This is a genomic window from Arthrobacter sp. P1_B11 (assembly GCF_056406715.1).
Genome location: NZ_JBFTZQ010000001.1, coordinates 458,611 through 482,556, shown reverse-complemented (window position 1 = coordinate 482,556; position 23,946 = coordinate 458,611). Strand labels below are relative to the sequence as shown.

Genomic DNA, 23,946 nt, shown 5'->3' with positions numbered 1-23,946 from the left:
GGCGTGTCAGCCCACCTGGTGCAGCCAGCGGACGGGTGCGCCCTCGGCCGCGTGCCGGAAGGGTTCAAGTTCCTCGTCCCACGCCTCGCCGAGGGCAAGGGAGAGCTCGTGGTAGACCGCAGAGGGGTCGCCCGCACCGGACTCGTAGGCGTAGCGGATGCGGTCCTCGGACACCATGATGTTGCCGTGGACGTCTGTGACGGCATGGAAGATGCCCAGCTCGGGGGTGTGGGACCACCGGCCGCCGTCCACGCCCGGGCTCGGTTCTTCCGTCACCTCGAAGCGCAGATGTGCCCAGCCCCGGAGGGCAGACGCCAGCTGCGCACCTGTCCCCTGCGCGCCGGTCCAGGACAGTTCCGAACGGAACATTCCGGGCGCGGCAGGCTGAGCGGTCCACTCAAGATCTGTCCGCTTGTCCACGACAGATCCGATGGCCCACTCAACGTGAGGGCACAGTGCGGTAGGCGCCGAGTGAATAAACAGCACACCGCGAGTCATTGCATCAGACATTCCATCCTCCATAGCTGTAGGTACGTCTTCCCCAACGACCTGCATGGACGAACTGCTGATGCTCCGGGCGCCGCGTGGTGCCGGTAATTCCTGCCAATCTATGAAAATAATGCCGGACCCGCAAGGCAGCTAAAGCCAGAGGCTTAAAGCACAACTTGAAAGTTGCCGGACTTGGCTCTTATTGTGCCGTACGCCGTCGAATTACGCCAGTGGAATTCGGCGAGCCGTGGAACCACGCCGAGGGGAATTGCGGATCTCCGCCAGGGGTGGAAGTCACATCAGGGACTGAAACCGGCCGCAGTCACGAATTCCGGTCCGGCCAGGCCGCGCGTGCAGGCCTTACGCCCGGGGATGCGCCTGTTGGTAGCTTTTATGGAGGCGGTCGACTGACACATGGGTGTATATCTGTGTGGTGGCCAGGCTGCTGTGGCCCAGAATTTCCTGCACGGCCCGGAGGTCTGCTCCGCCGTCGAGCAGATGCGTGGCTGCCGAGTGGCGCAGCGCGTGCGGGCCGGTAGCAGCGGTGTCCCCCAGGGCTTCGAAGAGACCCCTGACCACGCTCCGCACCTGGCGCTGGTCCACGCGGGCGCCGCGCATACCGAGGAACAGCGCGGGTCCGCTTCCCGCAGACACGAGCTTTCCGCGTCCGCGGCGTAGCCAGTCGTCAACGGCGAGCGCAGCCGGGAGACCGTACGGCACGGTGCGTTCCTTGTTTCCTTTGCCTAGGACACGCAAGGTTCTGCGGTCCGGATCGAGGTCATCGACGTCCAGCCCTGCCAGTTCGCCGACGCGGATTCCTGTGGCGTACAGCAGTTCGACCATTGCCCGGTTCCGCAAGGCGATCGGGGAACCGTCCTGGGCTGCCTCCTGCAGTTCGGTCAGCAGCCTGACGAGCTGCTGCTGCTGAAGCACCCCAGGCAGAGAGCTTTCCTTCTTGGGCGCCTTCAGACGAAGCGCCGGGTCGGCCCCTATGAGGTCCTCCCGGAGCGCCCAGGCCGTGAAGGTCCGTGCCGTGGCGGACCGGCGGGCAAGGGTGGAGCGGGAGATGCCGGCGTCGCTCTGGGCGCCGAGCCAGCGCCTGAGGGTCCCGAGCTCAATTTCGCCGAGCTCGCGGATCCCCTCGCCGGCCGCGTGTTCGAGCAGGCTGCCGACGTCCGACAGGTATGCCCGGACCGTGTGCTCCGAACGTGCCCGTTCACCCGTCAGGTACCGGCCGAAGGCGCTGACTGCCTGCGCCAGGGCCGGCGGCAGTTTGTCTTTCTCCACCCCCTCACTGTCCCAGCATTTGGCAGGCAATCAAGAATTGTTCCCGGCGAGCCGTGGCGTGGGTTTGCATCGTAATCAGCCGGCGTTTTTGGATCGCTTCCACGCGCCGCTTTCGGACACTGCAAGTCCCAGCAGGCCAAGCCTGCCGAGCCCCGCGCGGACCGACTCCGGACCGAGACCAGCCACGATGCACAGTTTCTCCACTGAACTGGTGGACCGCAGCGGCAGCGCATCGAGCAGGATCAAGTCCTCCAGCGTCAGGCCGTCGTGGACTGCGCTGCCGCCGTCCCTCAACTCCGGCAAGGATTCGCCGCTGGGCGCGGCCAGCTCAACGATCTCCCCCGCGTCTGTCACACAGACGGCGCCTCCGTCCCGCAGCAGCCGGTGGCAGCCAGCGGAGTTCGCGCTGTGCACGGAACCCGGCACGGCCCCGACAGATCTGCCGAGAGATTCCGCATGGTGAGACGTATTGAGCGCTCCGGAACGCCATCTGGCCTCCACGACCACAGTCACGGCAGCGAGCGCCGCGATGAGCCTGTTGCGCTGAAGGAAGCGGTAGCGCGTTGGGGCCGAACCGGGCGGAACCTCCGCAAGCACTGCACCCTGGTTGGCCACAGCCCGGAGCAGGTCCTCGTTGCCCGACGGGTAGAAACGGTCAACTCCCCCGGCCATCACGGCGATGGTCGGCACGGCCCCCGACCCGCCCGCCAGAGCTGCTCTGTGCGCGTGCGCATCAACACCGTAGGCGCCTCCGGAGACCACTGTGAAGCCCCGCTGCGCCAGAGAGTAGGCAAGGTCTCCGGTCACCGCGGCTCCATAGCTGGTGCTGTCCCGGGATCCGACCAAAGCGATGGATTTTGCCGCCGGCGGGAGTTCCATCTCCGTTCCCCGCCACCACAGGCAGATTGGTTCGTGGAGGCCAAGGTCTGCGAGCTGCCCGGGCCACAGCTCGTCTTCCGGAATGATCATGCGGCCGCCCAGCCTTTGCATAGTCGCCAGGTCACGTTCGGGTGCGAGATCCGGGATCCGGGGCGCCCACCGCTTTAGAGCCGCGGTCATGCCGGTCCAGGAGGTCGCAGAGCCATGTTCAGCCAGGACACCGGTGATTTCCTGTTCGAGCGCCGGGCCGTAACTCAGCTCCCCTGTGGCGATCCCCAGGGCGTCCAGCGCCCCCGCAACGTGCACCAGGGCGAGGCCTGCAGCATCCTGGGGTTCCATCAGTCTGGAGAGGGCCGCGCGTGCAAGTCTCTCGTTCTGCAATTTGTTTCCTTTCAGGCGGCTGCCGAGGCAGCCTGCCGGAGGTTCAACGCCTGTCCGATGTCATTGATGTCCGGACGCTCCCGGCTGGCGAGGTCAGCCAGTGTCCAAGCGAGGCGGAGCACGCGGTCGTAGCCGCGGGCAGTCAGAACGCCCCTTTCCAGGGACTGATCCAGAATTCGCGTGGTTGCCGAAGACAGCCTCAGCTGACCCCGCAGGACCCGCCCGGGAACCTGGGAGTTGGTTTCCATCCCCAACGGGCGAAGCCGCTGCAGCTGTCGCGTCCGGGCCGCCCAGACCCTGCCGGCGACTGTAGATGTGTCCTCTTCCCCGCCGGACTGGCCGAAGTCTGCCAGCGAGACGCGCTCCACCTGCAACTGGATATCCACCCGGTCAAGCAGCGGACCGGACATGCGGGCCAGGTACCGGCGACGCATCGTGGGCGTGCAGATGCACTCGATGCCCTTGCCCGACGCTTTGCCGCAGGGGCACGGGTTTGCCGCGAGGACGAGCTGGAAGCGTGCCGGGTAGGCTGCGGTGCCGGCCGAACGGTGAATGACCAGCTCGCCGCTCTCCAGGGGCTGGCGGAGGGCGTCAAGCACCCTGCGTTCGTATTCCGGCGCCTCGTCAAGGAACAGGATCCCGCGGTGTGCGCGGGACGCCGCGCCCGGCCGTGGCAGGCCCGAACCGCCGCCGATAATGGCAGCCGACGTGGCCGTATGGTGCGGATTCTCGAACGGCGGACGCCGGACCAGCTGCAATGACGAAGACGGCAGCTCGCAGAGGGAGTGGATGGCCGTCACTTCCATGGCCTCGGTGTCGCCCAGATCAGGCAGCAGCCCAGGCAGGCGCTCCGCCAGCATGGTCTTGCCTGCCCCGGGTGGACCCATGAGCAACAGGTGGTGGGCGCCGGCAGCAGCGACCTCCAGGGCGCGGCGTGCGTCCCCCTGTCCGGAGACGTCGCACATGTCGGGGTTCGCCCCACCAGCGGGATCGGCTTCCTCGCCGGGCGCCTCGTCCTCCGGTTCGAAATCGAGGGCGAGCTCCAGGGGGTCGGCCCCGAAGTCGAAAGCGAGCCGCGCCAGCGTCTTATAGCTCTGAACCCGTGCACCGGGAACCAGCGCCGCTTCGGCGGCGTTGGGCTGCGCCACCACGACGTCCGGATAGCCGGCCTGGACGGCAGCCATCACTGCCGGGAGGACGCCGCGTACAGGCCGCAGCCGCCCGTCCAGGCCAAGCTCGGCGAGGAAGACTGTACGGCCGGTCGTCCGGATGTCATCAGCTGCGCTCAGCGCCGCCATGGCGATGGCGAGGTCGAAGCCGGAACCGCGTTTGGGCAGGGACGCCGGAATCAGGTTGGCCGTAATTTTCCGCCGGCTAAGCGGAATGCCAGAGTTCTGCGCCGCTGAACGGATCCGTTCCTTGGCCTCGTTGAGGGCAGCGTCCGGCAGGCCAAGAATCACAAATGCGGGCAGTGTCTGGCCGATGTCGGCCTCGACCTCCACGATGTAGCCATTTAGTCCCACGAGGGCCACCGAATACGTTCTTCCGAGCGCCATTAGCCCACACCCTTGAGGTGCTCAAGCGTGGGCGGGCACACGCCGTCGTCGACAACCGCGATGACGTCCACCCGGCGCAGCGGCATCCGGAGCTCACGGTCGCGGCACCAGGCAGATCCCAGCCGGTGCAGGCGCGCGAGCTTCTCTGCGCCCACCGCCTCGAAGGGGTGGCCGTACGCGAGGGAACGCCGCGTTTTCACTTCGGCGATGACCAGGACATCACCGTCCAGCGCCACAATGTCGATCTCACCGTCAGGGCAGCGCCAGTTACGCTCCACGATCAGCATGCCCATTGATTCCAGATATTCCGCCGCGAGCTCTTCCCCGCGCCGGCCCAGCAGGTCTTTGGCTTTCATTTCTACCTCCGCAACAAGACTGCGGGGGCGGCGTCACGCGGGACAGTGGCCTATAGAGCTATGTGGGAAACAGAGGGCCGAACGGACTGGTGTGGAGGAACAGTGCACCCAAACGGCGGGTAGATCAGTTCCCCAGGTCGACGTCCTTGGGCAGCGCGAGCTCCTCGTTGCGCGGGAGCTCCTCGACGTTGACATCCTTGAAAGTGATGACCCGGACACTCTTGACGAACCGCGCGGAGCGGTAGACATCCCAGACCCAGGCGTCCTGCAGTGTCAGGTCGAAGTAGACTTCGCCATCGGCGCTGCGCGCCTGCAGGTCCACGTGGTTGGCGAGGTAAAAGCGGCGTTCGGTCTCGACCACGTAGCTAAACAGCCCCACGACATCGCGGTATTCACGGTAGAGCTGAAGCTCCATGTCGGTTTCGTAGTTTTCAAGATCCTCGGCACTCATGGTTCCATCTTGCACCATGGAGCGGGCCCACGCTCACACGTGACCGGCGCACCCAGTTCCCGGTAACGGCGGCAACCTGCCCCGCGCGCCGACAGACTGCGCGGACTGATTATTCGGACAGCAGGTTCCAACTGACCCGGTGATAAGGGCTGGGGCCAGCAAGCCGGATGGCTTCCCGGTGGACGGCGGTCCCGTAGCCCTTGTTGACGTCCCAGCCGAAGGCGGGGTACTCAAGGTGCAGTTGCCGCATCATCTGGTCCCGCTCAACCTTGGCCAGAACGCTCGCTGCGGCGACGCTCAGGCACTGCATGTCGGCTTTGACCAGCGTATGCACGGGCGCGTCACAGCCCGGATCCTCCACGGCTTCCTCGAACAGGGACGGCTGGGCGGCCGGCGAGAGCCAGTTGTGGCTCCCGTCCAGCAGCACGACGTCCGGAGTGATCCCTGCACCGAGGATCTCAAACCACGCGCGGTTTCCTGCCGTCCGCAGAGCCCCCATGATGCCCAGCTCGTCGATCTCCCGCGCGGAGGCATGGCCCACGGCAGAGGCCACGCTCCAGGCGCGGACCAGCGGGTCCAGCCGTTCACGGTCGGCTGCCTTCAGCAGCTTGCTGTCCCGGACGTCCGCCAGCAGTTCCATCTGGCGCAGGTCCACGACGGCGATGCCCACGCTCACGGGCCCGGCGAGTGCACCGCGGCCTACTTCGTCGACGCCGGCCAGGAACCGCGCTCCCCGGGGAAGGAAGCGTTTCTCATAGTCGAGGGTTGGTGCTAAAGACATCGCTAACCTGCCGACGGAACATTCTTGAAGACGTCAGGATAGTCATCCAGGCCGGCCCAGCGGTTCACGGGCCAGGCGATGACGGCTGCCCTGCCTTCGATGTCCGCCAGGTCCACGAAGCCGCCGTTGGTGTCCGTGTGGGCACGGGAGTCCGCGGAATGGTTGCGGTTATCCCCCATGACCCAGACCTTGCCTGCGGGCACCACGACGTCGAAGTTCCGCACCAGCGGCACCTCGGCCGGGTTCACGTACTTTTCGTCAAGCGGTGCTCCGTTGACGGTCAGTTTGCTGTCGGCGTCGCAGCAGATCACGTGGTCTCCTGGCAGGCCGATGACGCGCTTGACCAGGTGCTGCTCAGAGTTGTCCGGGAGGAGCCCCACAAAGGTCAGCCCGTCCTCGACCCAGGTGAACGGTCCGTCGGCCTTTTGCGGAGCCGGCGGCAGCCAGCCCTTGGTGTCCTTGAACACCACCACGTCGCCGCGCGCCAGGGCGAACGGTTCAGGAACGAGGAGGTTCACGAAGATGCGGTCGTTGACGTCCAGGGTGCTCTCCATGGACTCAGACGGAATGTAGAACGCACGGAAAAGGAACGTCTTAATGAGGAAGGAGAGGACGACGGCGATGACCACCACCGTGGCAATTTCCTTCAGCCACACCAGAAACGGGTTTCGGGCGGGAGCCGGCCTCTTGCGGCCGGATCCGGCCGCTGCGGGCTCGCCTGAGCGTGCCGATCCGGTTTCGCCGGCACCGGCCGGTGAAGCTTCGCCAGGTCCGGTCTGCGCAGATTCGCCAGAGCGGGGGGGTGCGGATTCGCCGGGGACGGCCACTGCCGAAACGGGCTCGCCCGAAGCATGTCGTCCCGGCCTGGCAGCTGCCCGCTGCGGCTCGGAAGTCCCGGGGTCTGTCTCGGGCATTTACTGTCCGTCCTTAGTCGTTGTTATGGCCGCCAGCGGTGGCCGTGCCACTGACGCAAATCTATCAAGCGGCCAGAGGATCTGTACCGGCCGCCCGATTACCCTGTCCATTCGCACCATGCCTCCACCCGGCGCCCCCAGCAGGCTGCGTGAGTCAGCCGACACCGAGCGGTGGTCCCCGAGCAGCCACACCCGCCCCGCCGGCACGGAGGCGCTGAACTTCTGGCTGCTCGGTTCATCTCCCGCATACAGGTAGGGTTCCACGAGCGGCTGGCCGTTCACTGTGAGCCGGTGCTGGTCGTCGCAGCATACGACGCTGTCGCCCGGCAGGCCGATGACGCGCTTTACGTAAGTAGTATCACTGCCGGTGAGGCCCAGCCAGTGTCCGGCCGAGGCCAGGGCCTCCTGCAACGGCCCCGAGCCGGAGTTCAACGGCGCAAACGAGCCCCGGCCGTCAAACACCACGACGTCCCCGCGGCGAATCGGGTCGGACTGGAAGTCGGTGCGGGAAACCAGAATCCTGTCGCCCGTGTTGAACAGCGGCTCCATGGACGCCGACGGTATGTAATACACGTCCAGCCACAGGGAGCGGACCAGTCCGCTGAGGATGACGGCGGCGGCAAGCGCAAGAAACACAAAACGCCAGCCCGGTTTCCCTGGCTGGCGTTTTGTGTTGTCCATGGTCCGTATCCTGTGGCGCTGTCGCGGATGGCTCCGGCGCTGGCCGGATACGGGTTGGGACCCGCCGTGAAGTCCGGAAGACTTACTTGGCGGTGCTGAAGTCGCGCTTTTCCTTGATCTTCGCGGCCTTACCGCGCAGTGCACGCATGTAGTAAAGCTTGGCGCGGCGCACGTCACCCTTGGTGACGAGCTCAATCTTGTCGATGATCGGGGAGTGCACCGGGAAGGTACGCTCTACGCCGACACCGAAGGAAACCTTGCGGACCGTGAAGGTCTCACGGATACCGTCGCCCTGGCGGCCCAGGACGAAGCCCTGGAATACCTGGACACGGGAGTTCTTGCCTTCGATGATGTTCACGTGAACCTTGAGGGTGTCACCCGCGCGGAACTCGGGAACATCGGTGCGCAGCGAGGCTGCATCTACGGAATCGAGGATATGCATTGATCCACTCCTGGTGAACGCCACAGGTCATCCACGTTGGGTCACGACAGCCAAGCCCGGACAGTTAGGTCCCGGGAATTGCCGCCGAAAGTGTTGTGGTCCGGCCCCGCCACTGATTGGCGGCACCGGGGTGTCTGCTGTTGGCTGCGCTCCCCCTGTGGCAGGTGCGGGCCCAGCAGACACAAAGACTAATTTTGCCACACTCGGAGGTCTACAACCAATTGCTGCGGGACTTCAGGCGGACGATGTGCTTCCGGCGTCCGGGCGCCGCTTAAGGCGAGCGTCAACGACGTCGTACCCGAGATCCGCGAGGGCGGTGCGGTCAGCACGGGGAAGACTTCCGGCGTCGAACGTCTCCAGCAGGTCCGGGCGGCGTTCCGCCGTCCGCCGGTACTGCTCGTGGCGGCGCCACTGTGCGATCTTTCCGTGGTTGCCGCTGAGCAGGACCGCCGGCACTTCGCGGTCCCGCCAGACGGAGGGCTTGGTGTAGACGGGGTACTCGAGCAGGCCGTCCGAATGCGACTCCTCCACGAGTGATTCCGGATTGCCCACAACGCCCGGCAGCAGCCTGCCGATCGCCTCGACCATGGCCAGGACAGCCACTTCGCCGCCGTTTAGCACGTAGTCGCCGAGGCTGACGGGGCGCACCGTGAAGTGTTCCTCCGCCCATTCGATGACGCGTTCGTCAATTCCTTCGTAGCGGCCACACGCGAAGACCAGCTGGTCCTCCTCCGCAAGCTCGTAGGCCAGCGCCTGGTTGAAGCGCTCCCCCGCCGGAGACGGAACGATCAGCACCGGCTTGCCCGCAGCAGCCGGACGCGCCGCGGCCACGGACGCCAGCGCCTGCGCCCATGGTTCGGCCTTCATCACCATGCCGGCTCCCCCGCCGTAGGGGGTGTCGTCCACGGTGCGGTGGCGGTCCGTGGTGAAAGTGCGCAGGTCGTGGACGTTGAGGTCCAGTAGCCCGTCCTGGCGTGCTTTACCGATCAGCGAGAGTTCGAGCGGTGCCAGATACTCGGGAAAAATACTGACGACGTCGATTCTCATCTAGGCTTTGGCCCCCGACTCGGGCCGGCCGGACTCTGCCTCTCCGGCCTCGGCTTCCGCCTCGCCCGCAGTTTCAGCGTCTTCGGCGGTGCTGTCGTCGGTGTTGATCTCGAACAGCCCGGCCGGAGGGGTCACCAGGACATAGCCTTCTTCCACGTTCACCTCGGGAACGATCTGCTCCACGAAGGGAATGAGGATTTCCTTGCCGTCGGGAGTCTCCACGACCAGCAGGTCCTGGACGGGCATCGTGTTCAGACCCGAGATCTTGCCGACCACCTGGGAGCCGACGCGCGCTTCGAGGCCTACCAGCTCATGCTCGTACCAGCCTTCGTCGTCGTCCTCGTCGAGCTCCTCGGTTTCGATGAACAGCTTGGCGCCGCGGAGGGTCTCCGCCTCGTTCCGGGTTTCAATTTCCTCGAACGCGAGAAGGAGGATGTCCTTGTTCCAGCGTGCACTGAGCACGGTCAGGGGCCCGGCCGACGCAGGCTCCACCACGAGCTCCGTGCCGGGGACAAACCGGTCGTCCGGGGCATCGGTGAGCACCTGGACGGTCACCTCGCCGCGGATTCCATGGGGCTTGCCGATTCGTGCCACCTGAAGCTGCATGTGTTCCTCTGTTCCGGAGTGCGTTGTGAAAGTTTGCGCTGTGGTTGCGCGTCGGTCTTGCGGTAAAAACAGTCCGGCCCCTCCACCGTTAGCTGGTGGAGGGGCCGGACTCAAGACAAGTGTTGCAGGCGCGTTACCGGCGGCGGTCGGTGTCGACGACGTCGACCCTGACCTGCTCGCCATCTGCCAATGCCGCCACAACGGTGCGCAGTGCGCGCGCGGTGCGGCCCTGGCGTCCGATTACCCGTCCAAGGTCCTCCTGATGAACGCGCACTTCGAGGGTGTCCCCGCGGCGGTTGTTCTTCGCGCTGACCTTGACATCCTCAGGGGAGTCAACGATACCGCGGACAAGGTGTTCGAGCGCTTCTGCCAGCAACTTACTCAGCCTCGGTGGTCTCTGCTTCAGCCTCGGCGGGAGCTTCTGCCTTGGCCTTCTTGGTGATGGCTTCCGGGATGATCACGGAACCCTTTTCCGGAGCAACGAAGGCTTCCTTGGCAACCTTGGTCTTCAAGGTGCCTTCCTGGCCCGGGAGACCCTTGAATTTCTGCCAGTCACCGGTGATCTTGAGGATCGCGGCGACCTGCTCCGACGGCTGTGCGCCGACGCCGAGCCAGTACTGGGCACGGTCCGTGTCGACCTCGATGTACGAGGGCTCTTCGGTGGGGTGGTACTTGCCGATTTCTTCGATGGCACGGCCGTCACGCTTGGAGCGTGCGTCCATGACGACGATGCGGTAGTACGGTGCGCGCATCTTACCGAAGCGCTTAAGGCGAATCTTTACGGCCACTTTTGTGGTCACTCCTGTTTCTGAAACGGGGTCGAGCCCGGCGTTCTGCACCCGTGGGGCGGGCCGTACTAGGGGGTTCTAAAAGGACAAGATCCGGACGCGGAGAGAGGGGCCACGCAGATCAAGTACCTGTTTATTGTGCCAGATCGGCGGCACTATTTCGACTTGACATGCCCCCGGGCTCCGTTTTCGGCGGCCTGGGGGCTAAAAGGCGCTCCCGCCGGCGTGACCGCGCTGGCGTGCCCGGTGCCTGCGGTCGGTCAGGAAGACCGCACGTAGAGGCCGGTCCGGCTGTTCTCGTCGACGCTTCCGGCGAGTTCTGCCAGCTGCTGGACGTACTTCCGCGCCTCGTCCGCGCCAAAGGGCATGTCGTCCTCGGCCGCCCACTTCTCGGCAACATCGTCCAGGACGTTGCCCTCCCCTTCGGATTCATAGCTGAGCAGTTCGGCGAGCGCACGGACCATGGCCGGCGGCACTCCGAGCAGCGCGTCGCTGGCCACGTCCACCATGGCGAGTTCATAGTCGGCACCCGCTGCGTGCACGGCCGTGCCGGCGAGATCACCAAGCTGTTCAATTTCAAAGTCGCTGATCCCGGGAATCCGGACGCCCCCGGCGGACGCGGAGGCGCCGGCGCCAAGTGCAGCGGCGCGCTTGAGGGCTTCACTGTGGGTGGCAACAAACATTTCGGTGAAGCCCATGGACATCGTCCTCGTTCCGTCGACGGCGGGGTCCCCAGGCGGCAGCGGCGGCCGCCCGGGGATGGTCGAAATCAGCCTAACCCACACCCGCCGCGTGGATTCAGCCGACGATGGTTTCGGCGTACTGCGCGCTCAGCGCACGGCGACACGAATGCGGTTGCGCCACGGGTCCTGGAACCGAAGCTCCGCCCCGGTGTGGTGGGCAGCGACTCCGGCGACCTTTAGGCGGTCGGCGAGCGCTCCGACGTCGTCGCCGGCCGGGACTTCGATGAGGACTTCGCCCAGGCCCAGGGTGTCCCGCCGGGGACCTGCGCCGCGGCTGTTCCAGACGTTCATGGCCATGTGGTGGTGGTAGCCTCCGGCGGAGACGAACAGGGCCTGGCCGTGCCAGCCTGCCGTCTTCTCGAATCCGAGGGTGCCAACGTAGAAGTCGTGGGCCGACTGGACGTCGCCAACCTGCAGGTGGACGTGACCCACCCCTGCCTCCGTGCCGCGCTGGCCCTCCACCGCACCCTGGGTCAGGTGGTCCTGCAGGTACTTCTGCGGCGGCAGCGCAAGGCTGTCCATGACTACATTCTTGCCGTCCCAAGACCAAGCATCGCGGGGGCGGTCCCAGTAGAGTTCGATGCCGTTGCCTTCCGGATCACTGAAGTAGAAAGCCTCGCTGACCAGGTGGTCGGCGCTTCCCGTGAAGGACTGCGGCTCGTACTGCGCCGCGGTGGCCACGGTGGCTGCCAGTGCCTCCTGATTGTCGAACAGGAGTGCCGTGTGGAAGAGGCCGGCTTCTCCCCGGCCCGGAATATTCAGGCCCGGGGCGGGAGCGAGATGAACCAGCGGCGTCTTAAGCCTGCCAAGGTAAAGGCCGCCGTCCTGCTCCGCCACGACGTCGAGGCCGAGCGCCCGCTGGTAGTAGTCGGTCATGAGGTTCATGTCCCCCACTTTGAGCATCACAGTGCCCATGGTGAGATCGGCAGGAAGAAGATCCTGGCTGCTGGCTGCTGGTGTCATTTGAGTACTCCCGGACTCCCTGGCCACCGGATTTCGATGGTCTCTACATATCTAAATTACTTGAAGCTTCAATTTATTCCTAAACGGACAACGCGTCCCCGCAGAACTATGCCCCTGAGATCCCTGATGGTTCCGGGCACCTCGCGGGGGTCCTCAGTGCAACACCACGTCGGCACTTGCCCCTTCGGCCAGGCCCTCCGCTCCCAGCCACCGGCGGGCACCCCAACAGGCGGCGTCCAGGGCAGCAGCCGCCGGAAGGCCTGCGGCGTGGAGGGCCAGGATCTCGTCAGCTATCCGGCCGTGCCGGATCACGCTGCCCGCGTCCGTTCCAGCGAAAACCTGCACCCCGGCTTCGTGCGCTTCCAGGATCCGTTCATTCCGGCCTTCCCACAGGGCCCGCATGTGGGCCGCGTAGCGCGGAAACTTGGGTTCGGCCTGGGCAGCGATATCCGGGAACGTCGCGATGTTGATCAGTGTGGGAACGATCGACACGTGCTGCTCGACCAGCCTGGGAATGTGCCGCGGCAGAAGTCCCGTGGCATGTTCGATGCAGTCGATTCCGGCGTCCAGCACGTCGTCGAGCGTGTCTTCGGCGAAGCAGTGTGCAGTGACCCTGGCGCCCTCATCGTGGGCGGCGCTGACGGCGTCCCGTACCGCCGAGGCGGGAAACGACGGCGCGAGGTCGCCGGCGTCGCGGTCGATCCAGTCCCCCACCAGCTTGACCCAGCCATCGCCGGAACGCGCCTGCTTGCGGACCGCCTCGACAAGGCCCTCCGGCTCCACTTCGACGGCGAAATTCCTCAGATAGCGGCCTGTCCGGGCGATGTGCCGCCCGGCCCGGATGATCCTCGGCGCTTCCGGGCTGCGCTGGAGCCAGCGGGTATCGCTGGCCGCGCCTGCGTCCCGGACGAGCAGCGTGCCGGCGTCGCGGTCAGTCATCGCCTGGGCATAGGCGGTGTCGTCGTCCACGGCGCCTCCGGGCCCCAGCCCGATGTGGCAGTGGGCATCCACGAAGCCGGGCAGCACCCAGCCGTCAAGTACTGCGTCCGGGACGACTGCCGGGCGGCGGAAGGTCAGCCGACCGTCCACGGCCCAAAGGCCTGCCCGCTCCTGGTCCGGGCCGGTAAGCGCGGTCCCGCTGAATTCGATGATGGGCGCCATGGCTCAAGCGTAATCCGTACGGCCCGGCCCGGCGTGTGTCACACCCGGCACGGATGCGGCACCCGCCTGCCGCCCTGTGGTAGCTTCGTCTACGACCACACGGGTGCCCCTGCAGGGGCTGAGATCGGGCTAGCGCAGCCTGCGACCGTTGAACCTGTCCGGGTAATGCCGGCGAAGGAAGTGAGCAGTAAATGAACACCCAGAAAACACGGCTGAGCCCTGCCCAAAACGAGGCGGCCCATAACGAAGCTGGCCAGCAGACCACCCAGTCGCTGAAGTCGCACTCACTGGCTTACATCGAGGGGGAAGGCCTGCGCGTCCCGGTCACGGAAATCGCCCTGGAGCCGTCTCCCAACGGGGAGCAGAACGAGCCGCTGCGGGTCTACCGGACTGCGGGTCCGGGCAGCGACCCGGTAGTGGGCCTCGCCCCGTTCCGCTCGGAATGGATTGAAGCACGCGGGGACACGGAGCCGTACGGCGGCCGGCAGCGGAACCTGCTCGACGACGGCAGGTCGGCTGTACGTCGCGGCGCAGCTTCCGCGGAGTGGAAGGGAGCGCAGCCGGTGCCCCGCCGCGCCGTCGGGGGCAAGACGGTGACCCAGATGCACTATGCCCGGCAGGGCGTCCTCACCCCGGAAATGCGCTTCGTGGCACTCCGCGAGAACTGCGACGTTGAACTGGTGCGCAGCGAGGTGGCTGCAGGCCGTGCCATCATCCCCAACAACATAAACCACCCCGAGTCCGAACCCATGATCATCGGCAAGGCGTTCCTGGTAAAGATCAACGCCAACATCGGCAACTCGGCTGTAACCAGTTCGATTGCAGAGGAAGTGGACAAGCTGCAGTGGGCCACCCAGTGGGGCGCGGATACCGTGATGGACCTGTCCACCGGCGATGACATCCACACCACCCGCGAATGGCTGATCCGCAACTCCCCCGTCCCTATCGGCACCGTTCCGATCTACCAGGCGCTGGAGAAGGTCAACGGTGAGGCCAATGCCCTGACGTGGGAGATCTTCCGGGACACCGTGATTGAGCAGTGCGAGCAGGGTGTGGACTACATGACCATCCACGCCGGAGTGCTGCTGCGCTACGTCCCGCTGACCGCCAACCGCGTCACGGGCATCGTGTCCCGCGGCGGGTCCATCATGGCCGGCTGGTGCCTCGCACACCACCAGGAGAACTTCCTTTACACGCACTTTGACGAGCTGTGCGAGATCTTCGCCAAGTACGACGTCTCCTTTTCGCTCGGCGACGGCCTCCGGCCGGGCGCAACCGCCGATGCCAACGACGCCGCACAGTTCGCCGAACTGGACACCCTGGCGGAGCTGACCCAGCGTGCCTGGGAATACGACGTCCAGGTGATGGTTGAAGGCCCAGGCCACGTCCCGTTCCACCTGGTGCGCGAGAACGTCGAGCGCCAGCAGGAGCTGTGCAAGGGCGCTCCGTTCTATACCCTCGGCCCGCTGGTCACGGACGTGGCGCCCGGCTACGACCACATCACCTCCGCCATCGGTGCCACGGAGATCGCCCGCTACGGTACGGCCATGCTCTGCTATGTGACGCCCAAGGAACACCTGGGGCTGCCCAACAAGGACGACGTGAAGACCGGCGTGATCACCTACAAGATCGCCGCCCACGCCGCAGACCTCGCCAAGGGCCACCCCGGCGCCAATGAGAGGGACGACGCCCTGTCCAAGGCGCGCTTCGAGTTCCGCTGGCGGGACCAGTTCGCCCTGTCCCTTGACCCGGTAACGGCAGAGGCCTTCCACGACGAGACGCTGCCGGCCGAGCCTGCCAAGACCGCACACTTCTGCTCCATGTGCGGGCCCAAGTTCTGCTCCATGCGCATCAGCCAGGACATCCGGAACGAGTACGGCTCGGCCGAAGCGCAGGCGGCACTTGCCGAGATGGCCGAAGGAATGCGTGAAAAGAGCCAGGAGTTCCTGGCCGCCGGCGGAAAGGTCTATCTGCCGGAGCTCAAGCTTCCGGAAACAACCCGCTAAATCAGGACGCCCGGGGCTGTCGCCGCCGGCCGACCTCGGCAACAAATGACCGGATAAAACGGTCACCCTCGGGGGAATCCTGGGGCCGGTGCCCGCCCGCGGCAGTGCGGTGCAGGGCGCCGGTCTCCCTGAGGTACCCGGCAATCTCCTCATAGAGGGGTTCCCAACCGCCGGTGAGGACCAGAGTAGGGACGCCCGGAACGATCTGCAACGGGGCCTGCCAGGGAGGTGCCTGCAGCCGCAGTCGCCTGGCGGCACGCCTCGCTTCCGGCGTGCTCGGGCCGGGCGCTTCCGCAGCGAAGGCACGCCGCACAAACTCCCGCTCGTAGTCGTCGTCGCCGAGCTGGTGCCGGACCTCGAACAGGGGCTCCATCAACGCCCGGTGGGCCGCCGTGGCCGGCAGTTCCGCGGTCAGCGACAAGCAGGCGGGCTCCACGAGCGTCAGCGAGAACACGAGGTCCGGGCGTTCGACGGCGGCCATCATCGCTGCGATGGCCCCTTGGGAGTGCGCCACCACGTGGCCTCCGGCAGCGCCCCGGCCGTCATCGGCCAGCGACCGAAGCACGATTTGGGCGTCCTCGGCGAAGTCCGTCTCCAGCGGTTCCGCTTCGGCGTCGAAGCCGTGCCGCCGCAGGAAAAGGGCGTCATACTGCAGGGCCATGCCGTGCTGGCGCGGCCAGGCGGCGGAGCCGAAGCTCCCGGCCCCGTGGACGAACACTACCCGCTGCTTAAACATGACCCAACCTTATGGCAGAGGCCCGACATCGGCGCGGGCCGACATGACAGTGCGCCTATTTGCCGAGGAACTTGTCGAAGCCCTTCGGCAGGTTCAGCTCGGACGGGTCGAAGTCGCCGCCCTGCTGGCCGAAGGCAGCGCCCGTGGGCAGCGCCTTGGCCGCGCTGGCGCGCCGGGCCTCTGCGTCACGGAGTTCCTGTGCCGCCTTGGCGGGGTTGCCCGAACGTGCCTTCTTCTTGGGTGCATTCTTGGCACCCTTGCGGGCACCGCCGCCGGCCCCCATTCCCGGCATTCCGGGCATGCCCGGCATGCCGCCGCCCTGGGCCATCTTCTTCATCATCTTCTGGGCCTGGGCAAAGCGCTCCAGCAGGCCGTTGACCTCGGAAACGTGAACACCGGAACCCTTGGCGATGCGGGCCCGCCGCGAGCCGTTGATGATCTTGGGAGCGACTCGCTCGTGCGGGGTCATGGAGCGGACGATCGCCTCGACACGGTCGATTTCGCGCTCGTCGAACTGCTCCAACTGCTGGCGGATGTTCTGCGCGCCGGGCATCATCATGAGCATTTTCTTCATGGAGCCCATGTTGCGGATCTGCTGCATCTGGGCGAGGAAGTCGTCCAGCGTGAAGTCTTCCTGGTCGGCGAACTTCTTCGCCATCCGCGCAGCTTCGTCCTTGTCCCAGGACTTCTCGGCCTGCTCGATCAGCGTGAGGACGTCGCCCATGTCGAGGATGCGGGACGCCATGCGGTCCGGGTGGAACAGCTCGAAATCGTCCAGGCTTTCGCCGGTGGACGCGAACATGACGGGCTTGCCGGTGACCGACGCGACGGAAAGCGCGGCACCGCCGCGGGCATCGCCGTCGAGCTTTGACAGCACGATGCCGGTGAAGTTGACGCCCTCATCAAAGGCCATCGCCGTGTTCACAGCGTCCTGGCCGATCATGGAGTCGATCACGAAGAGGACTTCATTCGGGACGATGGCCCGTCGGATCTGGCGTGCCTGTTCCATCATGTCCGCGTCGACGCCGAGACGTCCGGCGGTGTCCACAATCACGACGTCGTGAAGCTTCTGGCGGGCGTCCTCGACGCCCTGCCGGGCGACGGCGACAGGGTCGCCGGCCGGGTGCTCAAGCTCGGAGGTGGCTCCGGGGTGCGGGGCGAAGACGGGAACGCCGGCGCGCTGGCCGACGACCTGCAGCTGGGTCACTGCGTTAGGGCGCTGGAGGTCGGCGGCCACCAGGATGGGGCTGTGACCCTGCGCCTTGAGCCACTTGGCGAGCTTGCCGGCGAGAGTTGTCTTGCCGGCGCCCTGGAGTCCGGCAAGCATGATGATGGTGGGCCCGGTCTTGGCCAGGCGGATGCGGCGCGTTTCCCCGCCGAGGATTTCGACGAGCTCCTCGTTGACGATCTTCACGATCTGCTGGCCCGGGTTCAGCGCGGCATTGACCTCGGCGCCGAGTGCACGCTCGCGCACGCGTCCGGTGAATTCGCGCACCACGGGCACGGCAACGTCTGCGTCCAGCAGGGCCCGCCGGATCTCCCGGACTGTGGCGTCGACATCTGCCTCGGTGAGGCGGCCCTTGCCACGGAGATTCTTGAAGGTTGCTGTCAACCGGTCAGAGAGTGAATTGAACACGCGCCGTGCACTTCTTTCAGTGGATGTACGGATGGCTGCCCTGCGGCACACCAGCGTCTCGGCCGTTGTTTCCAACCGCGTCGACGACGGGACTCGACTATCTAGGGTACCAAGCCGGGCCTCCAAGGTGGCATGCTGTCAGGGTGACGAGCCAAACAACTGTGAAAACTCTGCTCATTCTGGGAGCCTCCGGCGATCTCACCGGCCGGCTCCTACTGCCCGGGCTCGCCCGGCTGGTGGCCAAAGGCGGGGCCGGCGGGCTCAACCTCGTGGGGGCGGGATCGGACCCGTGGTCGCCGGCGGAGTGGCAGGACCGTGTCCATGCCGCCTTCGCCGATGCGGCTGGCGGGGCCGACTCCGCCGGGAAGAAGGCACTCACGTCGCTCGCGAAGGCCACGACTTATCATCAGCTCGACGTCACTGCGGACGGTCCTCTGGCTTCGCTGCTGGCAGAGCTGGAGGGCCCAGTGGCCGTCTACTTCGCCCTGCCACCGCACGTGAGTCAGAAAGCCTGTGAGATACTGGCGCCGCGGCAGGTCCCTGCCGGCACCCGGCTCGTCATGGAGAAGCCCTTCGGCTCCGGAGAGGAGTCCGCGCGCCAGCTCAACCGGACACTCCTGAACCTCGTCCCCGAAGACCACATCCACCGGGTGGACCACTTTCTGGGCAAGGCCACAGTGCTGAACATCCTGGGCCTGCGCTTTGCCAACAACTTCCTGGAGCCTGTGTGGAACCGTGAACACATCGCGCAGGTGGAGATCATCTTCGACGAAGATCTGGCCCTCGAAGGCCGCGCCCGGTATTACGACAGCGCGGGCGCCCTCCGGGACATGATCCAGAGCCACTTGCTGCAGATCATGGCCCTGATGGCCATTGAACCGCCGGCCACGCTCGGCGAGCGCGACCTCCGGGACGCCATAGCCGCTGTCCTCCGTGCCAGCAGCATCAGGCCGCCGTACAAGACCAGCACGCGCCGTGCCCGCTACGCGGCCGGCAGCATCGACGGAAGGAAGGTCCCCGACTACGTCAAGGAGGAGGGGGTCGACCCGGACAGGAACACCGAAACGCTCGCTGAAATCCGCGTGGACATTGACAACTGGCGCTGGAAGGACGTGCCGTTCATTCTTCGCTCCGGCAAGGCGCTTGGCGACAAACGCAAGGAGGCCGTGGTCACGTTCCGGCCCGTGCCGCACCTTCCCAAGGGATTCTCCGGCGTTGACGCCCCCAACAAGCTCCGGATCGGTTTCGGGCCTGACACCCTCGAGCTCGACGTCGACGTCAACGGTCCCGGGGACATCTTCAGTTTGGACCGCACCACCCTCAATGCGGAGCTGAATGCCTCCGAACTGCTCCCCTACGGGGAGGTGCTGGAGGGCGTCCTGACCGGCGATCCCCTGCTCTCGGTCAGGGGAGACACCGCCGAGGAGTGCTGGCGGATTGTGGAGCCGGTGCTCAGGGCCTGGTCGCGGGACTCCGTTCCGCTGGAGGAATACGAGGCGGGCACGAACGCTCCGGACGGCTTGGCAGGTTCGGTCCGCAGCGAATAGGGCCGAATCGCTTTGGGTATGCAAAAGGGCCGGCCACCGTTTCAGGTGACCGGCCCTTTTCTGCATTCCCGTTGGGCTGGGACTGTGCTTGCTGTCCGGTGCTAGATGGCTGCTACGCCACGTTCGCCCGTCCGCACCCGCACTGCTTCGAAGACATCCATGGTCCAGACCTTGCCGTCGCCGGCCCGTCCGGTATTGGAGCTGGCAATGATGACATCCAGGATGTCGTCAGCCTGTTCGTCCGTGGCCAGAACCTCCACGCGGATCTTGGGCAGCAGGTCCACGTTGTACTCGGCACCCCGGTAGACCTCGGTGTAACCTCGCTGCCGGCCGTAGCCGCTGGCTGCACTGACCGTCAGGCCCTGGACCCCGTAGGCCTCCAGGCCTTCCCGGATGGCTTCGAGCTTCTCCGGACGGACGATTGCTGTAATCAGTTTCATGCCCCCACGCTTTCCTTGCCTGATGCTGCTTCTGTCTTCTTGCCCTCTACGCCCGGCGCGGCGGTCGTCGTGCCGCTGGTCTGGGCGTTGCCGGTGATCAGTTCATGCAGCGGCTGGAAGCTGCCGCCGTGGCCGCCGATGCCGAACTCGTAGGCGGTCTCGGCGTGCAGGCTGAGGTCCACACCCACCACTTCCTGTTCCTGGGAGACACGGAAGCCCATGAACTTGTGGATGGGGTAGGCGATGATGAAGGTCATGACCGAGGTGAAGGCGATGGCCATGAGGGCCGCCAAAGCCTGGGCGACGAGCTGGGTGGTGCCTCCCCCGTAGAAGAGGCCCGCCTGGCCCTGTGTCGGTGTCGCGAGGAAACCGATGGCCACGGTTCCGACGACGCCGGAGACAAGGTGGACGCCGACGACGTCGAGTGAGTCGTCGTAGCCCAGCTTGAACTTCAGTCCAACTGCCAGTGCGGAGGCGACACCTGCGACTACGCCGAGGGCGATGGCACCAAGCGGAGACACGTTGGCGCAGGCAGGGGTAATGGCGACCAGGCCGGCGACGACACCGGAAGCGGCGCCCAGCGAAGTCGGGTGACCGTCACGGTACCGTTCCACAGCGAGCCAGCCGAGCATCGCGGCTGCCGGGGCTGCCAGGGTGTTGATCCAGATCAGGCCAGCCTGTTCAACTGTGGCGGCCGCACCGGCGTTGAAGCCGAACCAGCCGAACCAGAGGATGGCTGCACCGAGCATGACAAACGGAATGTTGTGCGGGCGGTGGTTGGGGTCCTTGCCGAAGCCCTTGCGGTTACCGATGATCAGTACCAGGACGAGCCCTGCCACGCCGGCGTTGATGTGGACGACTGTGCCGCCGGCGAAGTCAATCACCGGAGCAAACGTCTGACCGAACCAGCCATCCTTGGAGAAGAGTCCCCCGCCCCAGACCATGTAGGCCAGGGGGGCGTAAACCAGGGTGGCCCAGATGGGCGTGAAGATGGTCCATGCCGAGAACTTTGCGCGGTCAGCGACGGCTCCGGAGATCAGTGCCACGGTGATGATGGCGAAGGTGGCGGCGTAGCCGACCTTGAGTAGATCCGCGGGATCGGTAAAGTTGTGCAGACCGAAGTGGCTGAACGGGTTCGCGAAGATCTGGAAGAAGTTGTCCTCGTTGCTCGTCGCCATCGACGCGCCCCACAGAACCCACATGATGCCCACGGTTCCGATGGCCACAAAGCTCATCATCATCATGTTCAAGGCAGCTTTCGCACGGGTCATGCCGCCGTAGAAGAATGCCAGGCCCGGGGTCATGAACAGCACGAGTGCTGAAGCGACCAGGAGCCAAACGAGACCTGCGGTGAGTTCCATGGTCTACGTCCTCTCTTGCTTTTGTTGTGCGGAGTTGCCCGCCCTGTCCCAACGCCTTTTGCGTTCTAAGTAAAGTTTTGCCGGGCTGTGTTTCGCTGGCGGAGGATTTAGATTGCCGGCCTGTTACAAGAACCTCCCGGAAGTAAATGGTGCATATCTGGCTTGTTACGGTTATGTTTCACCAGTCCCAAACCGCCACTCCGTCCCTTTTGCAAGGATCTCCGCTTCATGACGCCACGCTCCCGTCCCGCCGCCGGAAGACTGCGGTTCCCAGCCGTCAGGCGGGCCAGCCAGGCCCGGCTGCCCCGCGACATCAAGGTGATGCTTGTCGCAGCGTTCCTCATAGCCTTGGGTTTCGGGCTGGTGGCTCCGGTGCTCCCCCAGTTCGCCACAACTTTCGACGTCGGAGCTACCGCCGCAGCGGTGATCGTCAGCATCTTCGCGTTCATGCGGCTCATGTTCGCCCCTGCGGGCGGCGCGCTGATCGGTCGGCTGGGTGAGCGGCCGGTCTACGTAACGGGACTGCTCATCGTCGCGGCCTCCACCGCGGCCTGCGCCTTCGCGCAGAACTACTGGCAGCTCCTCGTGTTCCGGGGGCTTGGCGGCGCCGGATCGGTGATGTTCACGGTGGCGTCGATGGCGCTGGTGATCCGACTGGCCCCTCCGGAGAGCCGCGGGAGGGTGTCCGGCGCCTACGCCTCGGCGTTCCTGATCGGCAATGTCTGCGGTCCCATCGTGGGGGGCCTGCTGGCCGGGTTCGGGCTGCGGGTGCCGTTCCTGGCCTACGCCGGAGCCCTGGTGCTGGCGGCGCTCGTGGTGCAGACGCAGCTCAGCCACGTGCCGCGCACGGGCGGCCATGACGCTTCGGCCGTACCGGCCATGCAATTCGGTGAGGCGCTACGCGACAGCGCCTACCGTGCCTCGCTGTTCTCAAGTTTCGCCAACGGCTGGGCCACCTTCGGCGTGCGGATGGCCACCGTGCCCCTGTTCGCCGTCACCGCCCTAGGCTCCGGACCCGAGGCAGCCGGCTGGGCGCTGGCCGTTTTTGCCGCGGGCAACGCCGTGGCCCTGACATTTTCAGGCAGGCTGGCTGACAGTCTTGGCCGGAAGCCGATGATGCTCGCCGGGCTGGCGCTGACCGGACTGGCAACCGGCGGGATAGGCCTCACCCATGTGCTGGGCTGGTTCCTTGCCGCATCGATGCTGGCAGGCGTGGGCGCGGGCCTGCTGGGGCCTGCCCAGCAGGCCGCCGTAGCCGACGTGATTGGCCGCGAGCGGTCCGGCGGCCGGGTGCTCGCCGCTTACCAGATGACCGCCGACATCGGCGCCATCCTTGGACCGGTTTTTGCCGGTCTGCTGGCGGATGCGCTGGGCTACGGCTGGGCCTTCGCGGTGACGGGCAGCGTGCTGCTGCTGGCGGCTGTCGCCTGGCTTCTCGCCCGGGAGACGGCGCAGACGGCGACCGCGCCCCAGTCCAGCCAGTCCTAGTTCAGCAGCGCGTCGACAAAGCCTTCGGCTTCGAACGGGGCGAGGTCATCCGCGCCCTCGCCGAGCCCGATGAGCTTGACGGGAACGCCGAGGGACTTCTGGATGGCCACGACGATGCCGCCCTTGGCTGTCCCGTCCAGTTTGGTCAGGACGATGCCTGTGATGTTCACTACTTCGGCGAAGACCCGCGCCTGGTTGAGCCCGTTCTGGCCGGTCGTGGCGTCGAGCACCAGGAGCACTTCGTCCACTTCCGCGAGCTTCTCGATGACGCGCTTGACCTTGCCGAGCTCGTCCATGAGTCCGACCTTGTTCTGCAGCCGTCCGGCGGTGTCGATCATGACCACGTCGACTTCCTGTTCGATGCCTGCCTTGACCGCCTCATAGGCGACCGACGCCGGGTCCGCTCCGTCGACGTCGGACTTCACGGTGGCAACGCCGACCCGCTGGCCCCACGTGGCCAGCTGCTCGGCGGCGGCTGCGCGGAAGGTGTCCGCGGCGCCGAGCAGAACGTCCTTGTCCTCCGCGACCAGGACGCGAGCGAGCTTGCCCACAGTGGTGGTCTTTCCCACACCGTTCACGCCGACCACCATCATTACGGCAGGCTTGTCAGCGTGCCGTTCGATGTGGAGGCTCCGGTCCATCGTGGGGTCGACAAGCTTAATGAGCTCTTCTCGGAGGAGTGCCTTGACGTGATCGGGTGAACGGGTGCCCAGGACCTTCACCCGCTCGCGGAGGGCGTCCACAAGCTGCATGGTGGGCTCGGTGCCGAGGTCGGCGAGGAGCAGCGTCTCCTCCACCTCGTCCCAAACATTCTCATCAATCTTGTCGCTGGAAAGCAGCGCGAGCAAGCCCTTACCGAGGACGTTGTTCGACTTGACCAGGCGTTCCCGGAGGCGGGTGAGGCGTCCCTCCACAGGCAGCGGAGTCTCGACCGGAATAGTTTCGAGGCCGGCAACGTCGTCCGGAACCTCCGTTTCGACCCCTTCAACGTCGACGCCGCCCGGGGCCTTCCGCTCGGGAGCCGCCACCGGGCGGTCTTCCAGAAGGGTTCCGCCGCCTCCCAGCGGGTTCACCGGATCGTTGGCGTCGCGTGTATCTGGGTACCGGGTGCCGGACTTCCGTGCTTTAAGCAGCACCGGGACCAGCCCGCCGATGACTACCAGGGCAGCAAGAATGGGCAGGAGAATGGGGAGGATGTCGTTCACAC

Annotated in this window: 24 protein-coding genes, 1 pseudogene and 1 riboswitch; of the genes and pseudogenes, 3 read left to right on the top strand and 22 right to left on the bottom strand. The window is 65.9% G+C overall.

Annotated features, from left to right (window positions below; genetic code table 11):
- Window positions 1–6: 6 nt before the first annotated feature.
- The 17 genes and pseudogenes from AC1D14_RS02190 to AC1D14_RS02110 form a co-directional block, all read right to left on the bottom strand.
- Window positions 7–510 carry a DUF3145 domain-containing protein gene (locus AC1D14_RS02190; protein WP_230116796.1) on the bottom strand — a complete coding sequence of 168 codons (504 nt, stop codon included), beginning with the start codon at window positions 508–510 and terminating at the stop codon, window positions 7–9.
- 339 nt (window positions 511–849) lie between these two features.
- Window positions 850–1,776, bottom strand: coding sequence for a tyrosine recombinase XerC (locus AC1D14_RS02185; protein WP_230116797.1), 927 nt, complete (start codon window positions 1,774–1,776; stop codon window positions 850–852).
- A 75-nt stretch (window positions 1,777–1,851) separates the two neighbouring features.
- Window positions 1,852–2,994: a DNA-processing protein DprA gene (gene dprA, locus AC1D14_RS02180; RefSeq protein WP_230117038.1), complete on the bottom strand. Its 1,143-nt coding sequence runs from the start codon at window positions 2,992–2,994 to the stop codon at window positions 1,852–1,854.
- 53 nt (window positions 2,995–3,047) lie between these two features.
- Window positions 3,048–4,592, bottom strand: a complete 1,545-nt coding sequence (locus AC1D14_RS02175; protein WP_476967989.1) for a YifB family Mg chelatase-like AAA ATPase — start codon at window positions 4,590–4,592, stop codon at window positions 3,048–3,050.
- A complete protein-coding gene (locus AC1D14_RS02170; protein ID WP_230116799.1) occupies window positions 4,592–4,948 on the bottom strand; it encodes a YraN family protein in 357 nt (118 codons plus the stop codon). Before AC1D14_RS02170 ends, AC1D14_RS02175 begins: the two co-directional genes overlap by 1 nt.
- Window positions 4,949–5,072: 124 nt before the next feature.
- Window positions 5,073–5,399, bottom strand: coding sequence for a DUF2469 domain-containing protein (locus tag AC1D14_RS02165; protein ID WP_003806068.1), 327 nt, complete (start codon window positions 5,397–5,399; stop codon window positions 5,073–5,075).
- Window positions 5,400–5,508: 109 nt separating this feature from the next.
- A complete protein-coding gene (locus AC1D14_RS02160) occupies window positions 5,509–6,180 on the bottom strand; it encodes a ribonuclease HII (protein WP_230116800.1) in 672 nt (223 codons plus the stop codon).
- Window positions 6,181–6,182: 2 nt separating this feature from the next.
- Complete coding sequence (lepB, locus tag AC1D14_RS02155; RefSeq protein ID WP_230116801.1) at window positions 6,183–7,094, bottom strand: signal peptidase I; 912 nt, start codon at window positions 7,092–7,094, stop codon at window positions 6,183–6,185.
- Window positions 7,095–7,775 (bottom strand): signal peptidase I, encoded by a 681-nt coding sequence (lepB, locus tag AC1D14_RS02150; protein ID WP_230116802.1) that lies wholly within the window; start codon window positions 7,773–7,775, stop codon window positions 7,095–7,097.
- An 82-nt stretch (window positions 7,776–7,857) separates the two neighbouring features.
- Window positions 7,858–8,217, bottom strand: a complete 360-nt coding sequence (gene rplS, locus AC1D14_RS02145; protein ID WP_056632605.1) for a 50S ribosomal protein L19 — start codon at window positions 8,215–8,217, stop codon at window positions 7,858–7,860.
- Between the two features lie 234 nt (window positions 8,218–8,451).
- The gene (gene trmD / locus AC1D14_RS02140; protein ID WP_230116804.1) at window positions 8,452–9,264 is read right to left on the bottom strand and encodes a tRNA (guanosine(37)-N1)-methyltransferase TrmD; all 813 of its coding nucleotides are present in this window, start codon (window positions 9,262–9,264) and stop codon (window positions 8,452–8,454) included.
- The gene (gene rimM, locus AC1D14_RS02135) at window positions 9,265–9,870 is read right to left on the bottom strand and encodes a ribosome maturation factor RimM (RefSeq protein ID WP_230116805.1); all 606 of its coding nucleotides are present in this window, start codon (window positions 9,868–9,870) and stop codon (window positions 9,265–9,267) included.
- A gap of 133 nt (window positions 9,871–10,003) precedes the next feature.
- A complete protein-coding gene (locus tag AC1D14_RS02130) occupies window positions 10,004–10,246 on the bottom strand; it encodes an RNA-binding protein (protein WP_076802241.1) in 243 nt (80 codons plus the stop codon).
- A 1-nt stretch (window position 10,247) separates the two neighbouring features.
- Entirely contained in the window at window positions 10,248–10,658 is a 411-nt protein-coding gene (gene rpsP, locus AC1D14_RS02125) for a 30S ribosomal protein S16 (RefSeq protein WP_230116806.1), read from the bottom strand.
- A 260-nt stretch (window positions 10,659–10,918) separates the two neighbouring features.
- Window positions 10,919–11,356, bottom strand: a complete 438-nt coding sequence (locus AC1D14_RS02120) for a hypothetical protein (protein WP_476967988.1) — start codon at window positions 11,354–11,356, stop codon at window positions 10,919–10,921.
- Between the two features lie 132 nt (window positions 11,357–11,488).
- Window positions 11,489–12,364 (bottom strand): VOC family protein, encoded by an 876-nt coding sequence (locus AC1D14_RS02115; RefSeq protein WP_230116808.1) that lies wholly within the window; start codon window positions 12,362–12,364, stop codon window positions 11,489–11,491.
- Window positions 12,365–12,432: 68 nt separating this feature from the next.
- Window positions 12,433–13,525: pseudogene (locus tag AC1D14_RS02110) on the bottom strand (amidohydrolase family protein).
- A gap of 89 nt (window positions 13,526–13,614) precedes the next feature.
- Window positions 13,615–13,722, top strand: a riboswitch (TPP riboswitch).
- Here AC1D14_RS02110 and thiC point away from each other — a divergent pair.
- Window positions 13,717–15,531 carry a phosphomethylpyrimidine synthase ThiC gene (gene thiC, locus AC1D14_RS02105; protein ID WP_230116810.1) on the top strand — a complete coding sequence of 605 codons (1,815 nt, stop codon included), beginning with the start codon at window positions 13,717–13,719 and terminating at the stop codon, window positions 15,529–15,531. Its footprint overlaps the riboswitch before it by 6 nt.
- Window position 15,532: 1 nt before the next feature.
- Here thiC and AC1D14_RS02100 read toward each other — a convergent pair whose 3' ends face one another.
- Both AC1D14_RS02100 and ffh read right to left on the bottom strand, forming a co-directional pair.
- The gene (locus AC1D14_RS02100; RefSeq protein WP_476874770.1) at window positions 15,533–16,267 is read right to left on the bottom strand and encodes an alpha/beta hydrolase; all 735 of its coding nucleotides are present in this window, start codon (window positions 16,265–16,267) and stop codon (window positions 15,533–15,535) included.
- A gap of 55 nt (window positions 16,268–16,322) precedes the next feature.
- The gene (ffh, locus tag AC1D14_RS02095; RefSeq protein ID WP_476880847.1) at window positions 16,323–17,903 is read right to left on the bottom strand and encodes a signal recognition particle protein; all 1,581 of its coding nucleotides are present in this window, start codon (window positions 17,901–17,903) and stop codon (window positions 16,323–16,325) included.
- A gap of 143 nt (window positions 17,904–18,046) precedes the next feature.
- On the opposite strand from ffh, the gene AC1D14_RS02090 reads away from it, so the two are divergent.
- Window positions 18,047–19,450: a glucose-6-phosphate dehydrogenase gene (locus tag AC1D14_RS02090; protein ID WP_230116813.1), complete on the top strand. Its 1,404-nt coding sequence runs from the start codon at window positions 18,047–18,049 to the stop codon at window positions 19,448–19,450.
- 101 nt (window positions 19,451–19,551) lie between these two features.
- On the opposite strand, the gene AC1D14_RS02085 is transcribed toward AC1D14_RS02090, so the two are convergent.
- Both AC1D14_RS02085 and AC1D14_RS02080 read right to left on the bottom strand, forming a co-directional pair.
- Window positions 19,552–19,890, bottom strand: a complete 339-nt coding sequence (locus AC1D14_RS02085; RefSeq protein WP_015937412.1) for a P-II family nitrogen regulator — start codon at window positions 19,888–19,890, stop codon at window positions 19,552–19,554.
- Window positions 19,887–21,251 carry an ammonium transporter gene (locus AC1D14_RS02080; RefSeq protein WP_230116814.1) on the bottom strand — a complete coding sequence of 455 codons (1,365 nt, stop codon included), beginning with the start codon at window positions 21,249–21,251 and terminating at the stop codon, window positions 19,887–19,889. Before AC1D14_RS02080 ends, AC1D14_RS02085 begins: the two co-directional genes overlap by 4 nt.
- Window positions 21,252–21,479: 228 nt before the next feature.
- Between AC1D14_RS02080 and AC1D14_RS02075 the strand changes: the two genes are divergently transcribed.
- Window positions 21,480–22,739, top strand: a complete 1,260-nt coding sequence (locus AC1D14_RS02075; RefSeq protein ID WP_476874767.1) for an MFS transporter — start codon at window positions 21,480–21,482, stop codon at window positions 22,737–22,739.
- Here the strand turns inward: AC1D14_RS02075 and ftsY are convergent.
- Window positions 22,736–23,944, bottom strand: a complete 1,209-nt coding sequence (gene ftsY, locus AC1D14_RS02070) for a signal recognition particle-docking protein FtsY (RefSeq protein ID WP_230116815.1) — start codon at window positions 23,942–23,944, stop codon at window positions 22,736–22,738. The two genes, AC1D14_RS02075 and ftsY, sit on opposite strands and share 4 nt — an antisense overlap.
- Window positions 23,945–23,946 lie beyond the last annotated feature (2 nt).